The sequence below is a fragment of the Providencia sp. JGM181 genome (assembly GCF_018257375.1).
Taxonomy (GTDB): domain Bacteria; phylum Pseudomonadota; class Gammaproteobacteria; order Enterobacterales; family Enterobacteriaceae; genus Providencia; species Providencia lanzhouensis.
In genome coordinates, this window is record NZ_JAERJY010000030.1 from 13911 (window position 1) to 28576 (window position 14666).

General features: G+C 42.8%; 13 protein-coding genes. 7 read left to right on the forward strand and 6 right to left on the reverse strand.

The annotated features are described in order from the left end of the window. Window positions 1-72 precede the first annotated feature (72 nt). Window positions 73-1290, forward strand: a complete 1218-nt coding sequence (locus JK188_RS06320) for an MFS transporter (protein ID WP_211887301.1) — start codon at window positions 73-75, stop codon at window positions 1288-1290. A 55-nt stretch (window positions 1291-1345) separates the two neighbouring features. Here JK188_RS06320 and sugE read toward each other — a convergent pair whose 3' ends face one another. Next, on the reverse strand, window positions 1346-1660 hold the full coding sequence (gene sugE, locus JK188_RS06325) for a quaternary ammonium compound efflux SMR transporter SugE (RefSeq protein WP_006659000.1): 315 nt from the start codon (window positions 1658-1660) through the stop codon (window positions 1346-1348). A gap of 268 nt (window positions 1661-1928) precedes the next feature. Here sugE and JK188_RS06330 point away from each other — a divergent pair, with 268 nt between their 5' ends. From JK188_RS06330 to JK188_RS06340, 3 genes are all read left to right on the forward strand, one after another. Next, window positions 1929-2834, forward strand: a complete 906-nt coding sequence (locus JK188_RS06330) for an EamA family transporter (protein ID WP_211887299.1) — start codon at window positions 1929-1931, stop codon at window positions 2832-2834. Between the two features lie 348 nt (window positions 2835-3182). Next, window positions 3183-5276: a pyruvate/proton symporter CstA gene (gene cstA, locus JK188_RS06335; protein WP_154627802.1), complete on the forward strand. Its 2094-nt coding sequence runs from the start codon at window positions 3183-3185 to the stop codon at window positions 5274-5276. 221 nt (window positions 5277-5497) lie between these two features. Further along, window positions 5498-5701 carry a YbdD/YjiX family protein gene (locus JK188_RS06340; RefSeq protein ID WP_211887523.1) on the forward strand — a complete coding sequence of 68 codons (204 nt, stop codon included), beginning with the start codon at window positions 5498-5500 and terminating at the stop codon, window positions 5699-5701. A 117-nt stretch (window positions 5702-5818) separates the two neighbouring features. Here JK188_RS06340 and efp read toward each other — a convergent pair whose 3' ends face one another. After that, window positions 5819-6385: an elongation factor P gene (efp, locus tag JK188_RS06345; protein WP_006658996.1), complete on the reverse strand. Its 567-nt coding sequence runs from the start codon at window positions 6383-6385 to the stop codon at window positions 5819-5821. Window positions 6386-6427: 42 nt separating this feature from the next. Here efp and epmB point away from each other — a divergent pair, with 42 nt between their 5' ends. Next, window positions 6428-7456 carry an EF-P beta-lysylation protein EpmB gene (epmB, locus tag JK188_RS06350; RefSeq protein WP_154639356.1) on the forward strand — a complete coding sequence of 343 codons (1029 nt, stop codon included), beginning with the start codon at window positions 6428-6430 and terminating at the stop codon, window positions 7454-7456. Between the two features lie 78 nt (window positions 7457-7534). Here epmB and JK188_RS06355 read toward each other — a convergent pair whose 3' ends face one another. From JK188_RS06355 to JK188_RS06370, 4 genes are all read right to left on the reverse strand, one after another. Next, entirely contained in the window at window positions 7535-7879 is a 345-nt protein-coding gene (locus JK188_RS06355; RefSeq protein ID WP_036955950.1) for a DUF4156 domain-containing protein, read from the reverse strand. A 396-nt stretch (window positions 7880-8275) separates the two neighbouring features. Then, complete coding sequence (gene groL / locus JK188_RS06360; protein ID WP_036955948.1) at window positions 8276-9919, reverse strand: chaperonin GroEL; 1644 nt, start codon at window positions 9917-9919, stop codon at window positions 8276-8278. Window positions 9920-9972: 53 nt separating this feature from the next. Beyond that, on the reverse strand, window positions 9973-10263 hold the full coding sequence (locus JK188_RS06365) for a co-chaperone GroES (protein WP_108478399.1): 291 nt from the start codon (window positions 10261-10263) through the stop codon (window positions 9973-9975). A gap of 159 nt (window positions 10264-10422) precedes the next feature. Further along, window positions 10423-10965 (reverse strand): FxsA family protein, encoded by a 543-nt coding sequence (locus tag JK188_RS06370; RefSeq protein WP_036955943.1) that lies wholly within the window; start codon window positions 10963-10965, stop codon window positions 10423-10425. 402 nt (window positions 10966-11367) lie between these two features. On the opposite strand from JK188_RS06370, the gene aspA reads away from it, so the two are divergent. Together aspA and JK188_RS06380 are read left to right on the forward strand one after the other, a co-directional pair. Then, window positions 11368-12792 carry an aspartate ammonia-lyase gene (gene aspA / locus JK188_RS06375; RefSeq protein ID WP_036955941.1) on the forward strand — a complete coding sequence of 475 codons (1425 nt, stop codon included), beginning with the start codon at window positions 11368-11370 and terminating at the stop codon, window positions 12790-12792. 140 nt (window positions 12793-12932) lie between these two features. After that, window positions 12933-14255 carry an anaerobic C4-dicarboxylate transporter gene (locus JK188_RS06380; protein ID WP_036955939.1) on the forward strand — a complete coding sequence of 441 codons (1323 nt, stop codon included), beginning with the start codon at window positions 12933-12935 and terminating at the stop codon, window positions 14253-14255. Window positions 14256-14666: the final 411 nt, after the last annotated feature.

Below are 14666 nucleotides of genomic sequence, written 5' to 3' on the forward strand. Positions count from 1 at the left end.
ACCAATTAACCTAGCATTCAACTGGTTTCAAATTAAAACCAATTTTAAATTAAAACCAGATGAGTGTGCAAAATGAAGAATTCCCTTTCATTACCCCATTCCGCTATTGAGCAAAATAGCCTTCAAAATTCATTACCGAAAGGGTTAGTTTATCTCTTCGCGGTTGCCAGTGGACTAAGCGTTGCCAATGTTTACTATGCACAACCCTTGCTAGATTCACTTTCTCGTGACTTTCATATTAGTGATGCCGCTATTGGTGGCGTTATCACCGCCACTCAAGTTGGCAGTATTCTCGCTCTGTTATTGTTAGTCCCTCTAGGCGATAAAATGAAACGTCACCACTTGATGGGATGGCAGCTCAGCGCACTTGTTCTGTCTTTACTCATTGTTGCGATAGCAGAAACACCCGCCATGCTGCTGATAGGAATGCTGGCAGTGGGTATGCTTGGAACCGCCATGACACAAGGATTAATTTCCTATGCGGCAAGTTCCGCAGGTACCCATGAACAAGGACGTGTGATTGGCACCGCACAAGGTGGCGTGTTTATTGGGCTTTTACTTGCAAGAGTCTTTTCTGGTGCAATAAGTGACCTAACCAGCTGGCGTGGTGTTTATCTCTCTTCTGCACTGCTGATGCTCGCTATTGCCTACCCCCTTTGGCGATATCTACCGCAGATTGATCCGCCAAAGAATGCCATGAATTACTCAACATTGTTGCGCTCAATGGCAACGTTATTTAAACGCCAAAAAGTCTTACAGGTACGAGGCTTCTTAGCATTACTGATGTTTGCCGCATTTAATATTTTCTGGAGTGCCTTGGTCATTCCTTTAAGTGATGCACCCCATTATTTTTCTCACACTCAGATTGGTGCGCTTGGTCTTGTCGGTGTAGTAGGTGCGTTGATTGCTTCAAGAGCTGGGCGTTTAGCGGATTATGGATATGGGCAAATAGTCAGTTTTATTGCTCTACTATTATTAACGTTATCTTGGTTACCGATTGCGTTTATGGATAGCTCACTATGGGCGTTGATCATTGGGATTATTTTGCTCGATGTGGGCGGGCAATCGCTACATGTGACAAACCAAAGCATGATTTATTGCTCAGAGCCTGAAGCCCATAGCCGCCTAGTGGGACTGTATATGATGTTTTATGCGGTCGGGAGTGGTTTTGGTGCAGTCAGTTCAACGTGGATTTATGCCCATGCGGGCTGGAATGGTGTTTGTCTATTAGGGGTCGGTGTGAGTGCCTTTGCGCTTATTTTCTGGTGGCTGACTCGCCATATTAGATAGGTAATTTAAAATGAAACGGGTAAGCCTTCGCTCACCCGTTCTTATTCTAAGAAACTTAACTGGAAAGTTTTAACCCAATTAGCCCCATCACAATCAAGCCAAGGCTCAATAAGCGGAACATATTGGCAGATTCTCCAAGGAAAATAATCCCGAAAATTGCGGTGCCAATTGCACCAATTCCTGTCCAAATCGCGTAAGCGGTTCCGGCAGGCAAATCACGCATCGCATAAGCGAGTAAGCCCATACTGGCGATAATGGCGGTGATAGTGATAATGCTAGGGGTTAGGCGCGTAAAACCATGGGTATACTTTAAACCCACTGCCCAAACAACTTCTAATAAACCTGCGAATAATAAGATGATCCAAGCCATGGTGGATGTACTCCGTCAACTTCTCGGGGTCGTCCCCATTACTTAAACGTGATGATTTCAGGTCGTCCTGAACACGCGAAATGAAACCGTATTATAAACGTTCAATTTCAGAGACTCAAGTCACTTAAAATAATAATTAACACTAAATTAACACCCATATTTATCCTATTCATGCTGAATTTGAGCCCTGACATGCAATATCGTCGCACAAATCCAAAAGCACAGGTAAAGTAGAGATCCTCCGCCAATTTTGTACCGAGAAAACACCATGCGTATCAAAGATATATTACTTGCCCTGTGTGTCGTGATTATTTGGGGCGTCAATTTTGTGATCATCAAACTTGGCGTAACCGCCTTACCCCCACTACTCCTCGGTGCCTTACGTTTTGTGTTTGTGGCCTTCCCTGCCATTTTCCTATTCAAGCGTCCCAAAATTCCGCTGAAGCTCTTACTGATTTATGGGCTAACCATTAGCTTTGGACAGTTTGCGTTTCTATTTTGCGCCTTGCGTGTGGGCATGCCAGCAGGCATTGCCTCGGTGATTTTACAGTCACAAGCTTTCTTCACTATCTTACTCGGTGCCGTGATCCTTAAAGAATCCCTACAGCCAACCCACTTTATCGGTATGTTTATCGCCATCGCGGGGCTTGGGATTTTAGCCAATGGCGCAACCTCTGGCGGAATCGATGATATCCCTCTGTTGGGTTTGATCTTTATTTTGATCGCGGGGCTATCTTGGGCGTTTGGTAATATCACCAACCGCATCATTATGCAGCATCAAGGCGAAGAAAAATGCAGCGCCCTTTCCTTGGTCAGTTGGAGCGCCCTAATTCCAATTATACCTTTCTTATTAAGCTCTTGGATTTTCGAAGGCGAAGATGCCATTGTACAAGGCTTAGCGGGGTTTGATTGGTCTGTGCTCGGTGTGATTCTGTATCTTGCCTACCTTTCCACTTTTGTAGGTTATGGGTTGTGGGGCGTGCTGCTCGGACGCTATGAGGCATGGCGCGTCGCACCATTCTCTTTATTGGTGCCCGTTTTTGGGTTAAGTAGCAGTGCTTTATTCCTTGGTGAGCACATTAACGGCATACAAATTGCTGGATTAATTTTGATTATGTTAGGGCTAATCACGACATTGTTTGGTAAAAAAATTATTCAGGTGATTCGAAAGTAACCGCCAACGCATTCAAATACCGGAAATTTTCTTCCGGTATTTTTTTGTCTGTTTTATTATTTTCAGTAAAAACCCCATACACCCAAGCGAATTTATAATCTAAAATTAAACTATTAATTAGAATATAAAACCAATCATTGAATTAACGCTAGACCAAAACAAGATAAAATCCAATATTAACTTCAATTTTAGTGATGCGAATTCCAATATTGGAATTTATCTACAATTTCAATTAAGTGTCTCGATTTAGCTACTTTTTCTTTCCCCCAACTCTCGCTATATCTGTTTGAGTTTTTACTTACATAAATAACTAATAAAGCTCGTTAACGAAATGGATGGGGAAAGGCTATGGGTAAACAATTGATTTGGATTGTTCTCGCTCTGCTCGGCGCGTTTTCGCTCGGTTATATTGCATTAAATCGAGGTGAACAGATCAACGCCCTGTGGATCGTGGTCGCCGCGGTCTGTATTTATTTGATCGCATATCGTTACTATGGACTGTTTATTGCTAAAAAAGTCCTGCAAGTGGACTCCACACGTATGACGCCAGCCATTCGTCATAACGATGGTCTGGATTATGTACCAACCGACAAAAAAGTGTTATTTGGTCACCACTTCGCCGCCATTGCTGGCGCAGGTCCATTAGTCGGTCCTGTACTTGCGGCACAAATGGGGTATTTACCGGGTATGCTGTGGTTGCTCGCAGGGGTGGTATTGGCAGGGGCTGTACAAGATTTTATGGTTCTGTTCGTTTCCACTCGCCGCGATGGTCGCTCTTTGGGGGAACTTGTTAAAGAGGAAATGGGTAATACTGCGGGCGTTATTGCGTTGATTGCTTGCTTTATGATCATGGTGATCATCCTTGCTGTGCTCGCGATGATTGTCGTGAAAGCGTTAACACACAGCCCATGGGGAACTTATACCGTTGCCTTCACCATCCCACTGGCTATTTTCATGGGGATTTATACCCGTTATATTCGCCCAGGTCGTATTGGTGAAGTTTCAGTTATTGGTCTTATTTTCTTAGTTTTTGCGATTATTTCAGGCGGCTGGGTCGCAGAGAGTGAAACATGGGCACCTTACTTTGACTACACTGGCGTGCAGTTAACGTGGATGCTGGTCGGCTATGGCTTTGTGGCTGCGGTTTTACCTGTTTGGCTGTTATTAGCCCCTCGTGATTATCTTTCTACTTTCTTGAAAATCGGGACAATTATCGGTTTGGCGATTGGTATTTTAATTTTAAATCCCAATCTACAAATGCCGTCATTAACTAAATATATTGATGGAACTGGTCCTGTGTGGGCTGGGGATTTATTCCCATTCTTATTTATTACTATCGCTTGCGGTGCCGTTTCTGGCTTCCACGCCTTAATCTCTTCCGGTACCACGCCGAAAATGCTCGCCAATGAAAACCAAGCTTGTTTTATCGGTTATGGCGGGATGTTGATGGAGTCATTCGTGGCTATCATGGCGTTAGTCGCAGCTTGTGTGATTGACCCAGGTGTTTATTTCGCGATGAACAGCCCAATGGCGATGTTAGCGCCAGCAGGAACGACGGATGTTGTGGCTTCCGCGGCGCAAGTTGTCAGCGGTTGGGGCTTCCAAATTACCCCTGAACAATTAACGCAAATTGCCAACGAAGTCGGTGAAACCAGCATTATTTCCCGTGCAGGGGGCGCTCCAACACTGGCAGTCGGTATGGCGTATATTCTCCATGGCGCGTTAGGCGGATTGATGAATGTGGCATTCTGGTACCACTTCGCCATTCTGTTTGAAGCGCTGTTTATCCTGACTGCGGTGGATGCCGGAACCCGAGCAGCGCGCTTTATGCTGCAAGATTTACTGGGTGTGGTTTCGCCATCATTGAAAAGAACGGATTCACTGCCTGCAAACCTGATAGCCACCGCCTTGTGTGTGCTGGCATGGGGTTATTTCTTACATCAAGGCGTTGTTGACCCACTCGGTGGTATTAACACCTTATGGCCGCTGTTTGGTATCGCCAACCAGATGCTAGCAGGTATGGCATTGATGCTGTGCGCGGTTGTTTTGTTCAAGATGAAGCGCCAAGCTTACGCATGGGTCGCACTGTTACCAACTTCGTGGTTATTGGTCTGTACGATGACCGCAGGATGGGAAAAGACCTTCAGTGAAGATGCCCGCGTTGGTTTCTTAGCAGTCGCGAATAAGTTCCAAGCGATGTTAGATAGCGGCAACTTGCCGCCGCAATATACAGAATCTCAGTTAACTCAGTTGGTTTTCAATAACCGTTTAGATGCTGGTTTAACGATTTTCTTTATGATTGTGGTTGTAGTTCTCGCCCTGTTCTCTATCCGTACCGCGTTAAAAGCATTGAAATCTAAGGAACCAACCGCCAACGAAGTTCCTTACGAACCAATGCCAGCCAACTACGAAGAGATTGTGGCAAACACCCGCCATCATTAATACACCGGAGATTGAGAGCTGAACAGTTTTGTTTAACTATTTATTTTTTAAATTATTTACTTGTTTTAAATATTTTTCAAAACTCACTCTCTTTCTCCAAAATAGTTCGTGTTACAGCTAGGCGACAAACGAGGATATCCCAAGGAGCATACATAAGTATGTGACTTGGGTAGCCGAGAGCAGTCAACAACGCTGTAGCGCGAAATATGAAGGAGAAAAAAATGTTTGGGAATTTAGGGAAAGCGGCGAAGTATCTAGGCCAAGCCGCCAAAATGATGGTCGGCGTCCCCGACTACGACAACTACGTCGCTCACATGCAGCGTACCCATCCAGACCAAACGCCGATGACTTATGAAGAGTTTTTCAAAGAACGGCAGGATGCTCGCTACGGTGGTAAGGGTAAAGGCGGGTTTAAATGTTGTTAATCATTGCTCTTATTGAGCACCGCAAATAAAAAAGCCGAATACAGTACGAAACTGCATTCGGCTCTTCTTGATCTCACTTCGCCACTCACTATAATGGCTGGCTTGATCTGTCGACGATTATTTCACGCGTGAAACGTATTCGCCTGAACGAGTGTCAACTTTGATCACTTCGCCGATCTGAACAAACAGAGGAACTTTAACCACTGCACCAGTGCTTAACGTTGCTGGCTTACCACCAGTACCTGCTGTGTCACCTTTCAGACCTGGATCTGTTTCGACAACTTCTAATTCAACGAAGTTCGGCGGAGTTACCGCGATTGGACGACCGTTCCACAGCGTTAAGATACAATCAGCTTGGTCGATCAGCCATTTTTCGTTGTCACCGATAGCTTTCGCATCTGCTGCCAGTTGTTCGAAAGTTTCGTTGTTCATGAAGTGCCAGAACTCACCGTCGTTGTACAGGTAAGTTAAGTTCATATCCATGACATCTGCGCCTTCAACAGAATCAGTAGATTTAAAAGTTTTTTCCAACAGTTTGTTAGAAATCAGTTTACGCAGACGAACGCGTGCGAACGCTTGACCTTTACCCGGTTTAACGAATTCACTTTCAAGAATTGCACACGGCTCACCATCTAACATGATTTTAAGACCTGAGCGGAATTCATTGGTACTATAAGTAGCCATGGAGATCCTCTATTTATAAACTAAAAATGGCATAGCCAAAAAATGGTCGATATTATAACTCAAAATACCTCATCCAGAGAAGTCTGGATACAACAACTTGCCGAAGCAGTCACTAATCCGGATGAATTGCTGCAATTACTAAACTTAGAAGACCATCAGCCATCGCGAGAAGGTCATGAAGCACGTAAGTTATTTCCTTTACGTGTTCCGCGTCCTTTTATTTCGCGAATGAAAAAAGGTGATCCACTAGACCCTCTGTTATTGCAGGTATTAACCGCAAAAGCAGAGTTCGATATACATCCAGGTTTTTCTACTGATCCACTAGAAGAGCAGGATAACGCGATCCCGAGTTTACTCCACAAGTACCGTAACCGCGCATTAATGCTGGTTAAAGGGGGTTGTGCAGTGAACTGTCGATACTGCTTTCGCCGGCATTTTCCTTATGAAGATAACAAAGGAAATAAAAATAACTGGTTGATGGCTGTGGATTATATAAAAAACCACAGTGAACTCAATGAAATCATCTTCTCTGGTGGTGATCCTTTAATGGCAAAAGACCACGAACTTGACTGGTTAATTAGCCAACTTGAGGAAATTCCACATATTACGCGCTTGCGAATTCATTCTCGCTTGCCAGTGGTAATTCCAGAAAGAATTACAGATACCCTTTGCCAGCGTTTATCTCAGTCACGTTTGCAGGTCATTATGGTGACCCACGTTAACCACGCTAACGAGATTGATGATGAATTTACGAAAGCGATGCAGAGATTAAAACGTGCAGGCGTCACATTGCTCAACCAAAGCGTATTGCTCCGCCAAGTTAATGACAATGTCACTGCTTTGGCAAACCTAAGCAATGCCCTATTTGATGCAGGAATTTTACCGTATTACTTGCATGTGCTCGATAAAGTCCAAGGCGCTGCCCACTTCTTAGTGAGTGATATTGAAGCACGGCAATTAATTCGTGAATTGCTAAGTCAGGTTTCGGGGTATTTAGTGCCGAAATTAGCAAGGGAAATTGGCGGGGAGCCAAGCAAAACCTTACTCGATTTAAACTTGCGCCAAAGCTAGTCTGAGTTAATAAACATCAAAACTAATAGGCATAAAAAAACCCGCTTAACTGATTAAGCGGGTCTTATTGATACATGATTATTGGCACTTATAAACTTGGCCAACCATTTTGCTATCAACAGGAACAAAGCTAGATAGGACAGTTTCACTTGGGCTTGAAGCACCAAAAATCACGTTACCACCCATTGCTGCAGCTTTGTTACGTAAATCATTTGCTGCGCCGCGCATGGAGCTAGATTCGTTATTCACGCCGCTCAACCAGTTGCTTTGAGTTCCAGTGACTTGACCAAGAAGTTGGCATTCGCTTCCAGGTTGATTTTCAACAAAACGAACTTGTGAGCCTGCCGCAGTCAGATCATTGGTTGATGTACAACCTGCTAAAGTTAGTAATGCAGCAGCACCAAGCAAGACTTTAATTCGCATGTTTTCCCTCATTTTTTATTGTGTTTTTGCAGCTGGTTGTAGAACCTTTATAGCTCCAATCACTCAAAATTCTGTTTTATGACAGTAAATTAGCGTACTCGATATCCAAGTAGACTTGATAAAGACTGTCAATCGCTCAGAGTTTATCACAAAACAATCAATACGCTTGTGATGTTCTTTACTTATTTAAACTATTTTTTACCTTGGGTTAAATATAACCCGATGAGTCACCTTAACGCAAAAATAAGTAATAAACCTCACAAATACAAAGCACGAAAGCATTAATTTGATTATCTATAAAAAAACCGGCACCACTCGATAACTCATGGTGCCGGTCTTATTTTGGCTGGTAGCCACTAACTAATGGCTACTGGCGCACAATGTTTGCCTGTTGGCTTACATCATGCCGCCCATTCCGCCCATGCCACCCATACCAGCTGCACCTAAATCAGGAGCGTCAGATGCTGGCATATCGGTGATCATCGCTTCTGTCGTGATCATCAGACCCGCGATTGATGCTGCGAATTGCAGAGCAGAACGAGTAACTTTAGTTGGATCCAGAATACCCATTTCGATCATGTCGCCATAAGTATCTGTTGCTGCGTTGTAACCGTCGTTGCCAGTTGCTGCTTTAACGTTGTTAACAACAACTGAAGCTTCTTCACCTGCGTTAGTGACGATTTGACGCATTGGCGCTTCCATCGCACGCAGAGCAACACGGATACCTACGTTTTGTTCTTCGTTATCGCCTTTCAGTGCTTCCAGTTTAGCCGCGACGCGAACTAACGCAGTACCACCACCAGCAACAACACCCTCTTCAACCGCTGCGCGAGTTGCGTGCAGAGCATCGTCAACGCGAGCGCGTTTTTCTTTCATTTCAACTTCAGTTGCTGCACCCACTTTAATTACCGCAACACCGCCAGCTAATTTCGCTACGCGTTCTTGCAGTTTTTCACGGTCGTAATCAGAAGAAGACTCTTCGATTTGTTGACGGATTTGAGTCACACGACCTGCGATTGCAGTTTCGTCACCGATACCATCGATGATGATAGTGGTGTCTTTGTTGATAACGATACGTTTAGCTTGACCTAAATCTTCTAACGTTGCTTTTTCCAGCTCCATACCGATCTCTTCAGAGATAACAGTACCGTTAGTCAGGATAGCGATATCTTGCAGCATTGCTTTACGACGGTCACCGAAACCAGGTGCTTTAACCGCAGCCACTTTCACGATACCACGCATGGTGTTCACGACTAATGTAGCCAGTGCTTCACCTTCAACATCTTCAGCAATGATCAGCAGTGGCTTGTTCGCTTTAGCAACGCCTTCTAATACTGGCAGTAATTCACGAATGTTAGACACTTTTTTGTCGACTAACAGGATGAATGGGTTTTCCAGTTCAACAACGCCAGTTTCTGGTTTGTTGATGAAGTAAGGAGATAAATAACCGCGGTCAAACTGCATACCTTCAACCACGTCTAATTCGTCTTCCAGACCAGTACCTTCTTCAACGGTGATAACGCCTTCTTTACCGACTTTCTCCATTGCTTCTGCAATTAATTTACCAACAGTTTCGTCGGAGTTTGCAGAAATAGTACCAACCTGTGCGATTGATTTAGTATCTGAACATGGAACTGACAGAGTTTTCAGTTCTTCAACAGCAGCAACGACTGCTTTATCGATACCACGTTTCAGATCCATTGGGTTCATACCCGCAGCAACTGCTTTCAGACCTTCGGTGATAATTGCTTGAGCTAAAACGGTAGCGGTTGTTGTACCGTCACCCGCTGCATCGTTAGCTTTAGAAGCAACTTCTTTCACCATTTGTGCACCCATATTTTCGAATTTATCTTCTAATTCGATTTCACGAGCAACAGAAACACCATCTTTAGTGATAACTGGTGATCCAAAAGATTTGTCTAAAACAACGTTACGGCCTTTAGGACCTAAAGTTACTTTAACTGCATCAGCAAGAACATTGACACCACGAAGCATTTTTGTACGAGCGTCATTACCAAATCTAACGTCTTTAGCTGCCATTATCTCTTTCCTTTAAATTCTTTTCGTTTGATGAAAGTTTTAAGTGAAAATTCTTATTCAACGATTGCTAAGATGTCGCTTTCGGACATGATTAACACTTCTTCGTTGTCGATTTTTTCAGCTTTTACGCCATAACCGTCGTTAAAAATTACGATATCGCCAACTTTCACATCCAGCGCTTTAACGTCGCCATTTTCGAGGATGCGGCCTTGGCCCACAGCGATAACTTCACCACGAGTTGATTTGCCCGCAGCACTGCCAGTTAACACGATACCACCAGCAGATTTAGATTCGATTTCTTTACGTTTAACGATAACACGGTCATGCAATGGACGAATTTTCATTAATAGTTCTCCTACAAATAAAGTCCATACGGGTAAAAGGTCGATACCAAGGTGATCTTCACCAGTACCATGTTTCAGGAGATTGGGATGAATAACTAAGACTTCAAGGGGTGGGAGATAAATTTTTTTATTATTTATCTCCCTACAGTTCAAAGGGAATTAAGGTTTAGGCGGGTTATCTTGGTTGGAATCTGAAGATTTATCGTCAGGAACACGATGGCTTTCACCATCAATAGTTCTTTCGCGATCAATAGTATAAGAAGGGTCATCTTGCTTGCGTTGGTACTCGCCTTCAAAAGTATTGCCATTTTGATAGCCACCACCCTGAAAACCATTTCCAGGTTGGTAAAACTTGATGTGCGGGATTAAACGCATCACAAATAATTTTTGTACTGGTGGTAGTAATAAAAGTAGTCCAATAAAGTCCGTAAAGAATCCAGGAACAATAAGTAAAAATCCTGCTAACACTAACGCCACACTTTTAATCATTTCAGCGGCAGGACTTTCACCACTCATTAATTTTTGTTGTATTTGCATGACATTTTTCATCCCTTGGTTCTTCACAAGTGAAACCCCCAAACAGGATGTGAGCACCACTAAAATTAATGTCATCAATACACCAATTTCAGCCGCAACTCGGACAAAAATGACCGACTCTATATACACCAAAATACATATCAGAATTAGTGGTAACCAGCGCACAAGTACTCCTTAATATCAATAAGCTACTGCATTTTTCGGGGCTAAATGAAAACCTTTGTGAACTATCTCTAAGAGACTACTATTCATATTCGCTTTTTTCATCAGTATAGCCATAATAATTGGGTCTCTGATCGTGATTTTCAACTCATGGACTAAGATCATTAACAAGGCTTATCTGTGATTTAAATCACACAATATAAATTCTATTGCACTAATCAATCCATAAAATGATCTAGGTTCAAGGTATGGGGTGATAAAGGGCATATGATCACCCCATAAGTCAGTAGAACATAATACTGATAAAGGAGTAATAGGTGGTAATCACCTAGAAGTTTAGTTTTAGGATATATTTTTAAAAGCGCATAAACGGACAGTAACTGTAATCTAATTAAGAAGGTTCTCATGTCAAACAATACTCGTATCGAAGAAGACCTGTTAGGTAAAAAAGAAGTTCCAGCTGATGCCTATTATGGTGTTCATACTCTGCGTGCGATTGAAAACTTTTATATCAGCGACCGCACCATTAACGATGTCCCAGAATTTATTCGCGGCATGGTAATGGTAAAAAAAGCAGCCGCACTAGCTAACAAAGAACTGCACACTATTCCTCGTAATATCGCAGATACCATCATCAAAGCGTGTGACGTTGTTTTGAATGAAGGCAAATGCATGGATCAGTTCCCAGTTGACGTATTCCAAGGTGGTGCGGGCACATCACTGAACATGAATACCAACGAAGTTCTGGCAAACATCGGTCTTGAACTGATGGGTCATAAAAAAGGTGAATATGAATTCTTAAACCCAAATGACCATCTGAACAAAAGCCAATCTACCAACGATGCATACCCTACCGGTTTCCGTATCGCGGTTTATAACTCTGTTCTGAAATTAATCGATTCTGTTACTTACCTGAAAAAAGGTTTTGAAAGTAAAGCAGAAGAGTACAAAGACATCCTGAAAATGGGTCGTACTCAATTACAAGACGCAGTACCAATGACTGTTGGTCAGGAATTCCATGCTTTCGCAACTCTTCTTAAAGAAGAAGAAAAAAATCTGAAACGTAGCATCGATTTACTGCTCGAAGTTAACTTAGGTGCAACTGCTATCGGTACTGGCCTGAACACAGCCCCTGGTTACCAAGAACTGGCTGTTAAAAAATTAGCAGAAGTAACAGGTTTAGCATGCGTACCATCAGAAGACCTAATCGAAGCAACTTCTGACTGTGGTGCTTACATCACTGTTCACGCTAGCCTGAAACGTTTAGCAGTTAAACTGTCTAAAATCTGTAACGACTTACGTTTACTTTCCTCTGGTCCTCGCGCAGGATTGAAAGAAATTAATCTGCCAGAATTACAAGCAGGTTCTTCTATCATGCCAGCAAAAGTTAACCCAGTAATTCCTGAAGTTGTTAACCAAGCATGCTTCAAAGTTATGGGTAACGACATCTGTGTAACGATGGCTGCTGAAGCAGGTCAATTACAATTAAACGTAATGGAACCAGCAATCGGTCAAGCGATGTTCGAATCCATTTCTCTGATGAGCAATGCATGCCGCAACTTAGTAGAAAAATGCGTTAACGGCATCACTGTTAACAAAGAAATCTGCGAAGCGTTTGTATTCAACTCTATCGGTATCGTAACTTACCTGAACCCATTCATCGGTCACCACAACGGTGATATCGTGGGTAAAATCTGTGCAGAAACAGGTAAGAGCGTACGTGAAGTTGTCCTAGAACGCGGACTGCTGACCGAAGCGCAACTGGATGATATCTTCTCTGTTGAGAACCTAAAACATCCAGCATATAAAGCAAAAAGATTTGACGACTAATTATTTATGTTTAGCATAAATAATTCTTAAGAATAAGGGCACGACTTTCCACCGGATAGCGTGCCTTTTTTCATGAATGCACACACAAATAATTAACATAACAGTTTCATAATTTTCATTTTTGTCGAGGAGTAAACACTATGTTAGCCGTAGAATTTGTCATTGTTCTGCTGGCCATTTTTTTAGGGGCCCGTCTTGGAGGGATAGGTATCGGTTTTGCCGGTGGCCTTGGTGTTCTGGTACTCGCTGCAATTGGCGTGAAACCGGGAACCATTCCTTTTGACGTAATCTCTATCATCATGGCAGTTATTGCCGCCATCTCTGCAATGCAAATTGCGGGTGGTTTGGATTACTTGGTTGCTCAAACAGAAAAACTACTGCGTCGCAATCCAAAATACATCACTATCCTTGCCCCTATCGTGACCTATTTCCTGACTCTGTTCGCAGGTACAGGTAATATCTCATTAGCAACTCTGCCAGTTATCGCAGAAGTGGCTAAAGAACAAGGCGTGAAACCATGTCGCCCACTGTCTACGGCTGTTGTTGCAGCTCAGATTGGTATCACAGCATCTCCAATTTCTGCGGCGGTTGTTTACATGGCATCTGTCATGGAAAACCCAGCAATGGTTGGTGCAGGTAACACCGTTAGCTATATCACGCTGTTAGGTATTTTATTACCAGCAACTTTCTTAGCTATCATCCTGATGTCTTTCATTATCTCTTGGACATTTAACTCTAAACTGTCTGATGACCCAATCTACCAAAAACGTTTAGCTGAAGGTTTAGTTGAACTGCGCGGTAGCCAAGTTAAAGAGATCAAACCAGGTGCTAAAGCGTCAGTTCTGCTGTTCTTACTTGGCGTTGTTGGTGTAGTTTGCTACGCAATCATCAACAGCCCAAGTTTAGGCATTGTGGCAACCCCACTGATGAACACCACTAACGCTATCCTGATTATCATGCTGACTGTGGCTACGTTAATCACTGTACTGTGCCGTGTAAACACTGATGCAATCCTGAACTCTAGTACCTTCAAAGCAGGTATGAGCGCATGTATCTGTATCTTAGGTGTTGCATGGTTAGGTGATACTTTCGTACAGCACAACATTGATTGGATCAAAGAAACTGCGGGTGACTTAATCCACGAACACTCATGGATGTTAGCGGTTATCTTCTTCTTCTGTTCTGCGCTTCTGTACTCTCAAGCAGCAACAGCGAAAGCTCTGATGCCGATGGCTCTGGCACTGAACGTTAGCCCATTAACCGCTATCGCTTCATTCTCAGCCGTATCTGGTCTGTTCATTCTGCCTACTTACCCAACTCTGGTTGCGGCAGTACAAATGGATGACACTGGTACAACTCGCATCGGTAAATTCGTCTTTAACCACCCATTCTTTATTCCGGGTACCATCGCTGTGGCACTGGCCGTTACCTTCGGCTTCCTGTTCGGCGGTATGATCCTGTAGTCATCAATGCAATGACTTAGGAACAGAGAAACCGTGGCTTTCTAGTCACGGTTTTTTTATATCTGCACTAAATCTGCCACCCATTTAGAATATCTAAAATAGATAACAATTAAGCTGACTTTATCTTATTAAAGAAAAAAGCAACCTAATCACGCTTAAATTTAAGTATTTACAACTAAGTAAATTAACCCATTCAAAATAGAACAATTCTTTTCATTTAAACAAACTGAAACAGTTTGTCATATTTAAAATTGAATTAAATGCTAAAAATAAATCACATAACACAATGAAAAATAACAATTAATACATAAAAAAAGATGATTTTGAGCGCAAGAAAGGATTGATGCGTCACAATTTAGTGACCAGTTGTTAATAAATGTAAAAATCAGAATTATATTCTTTATTATATAC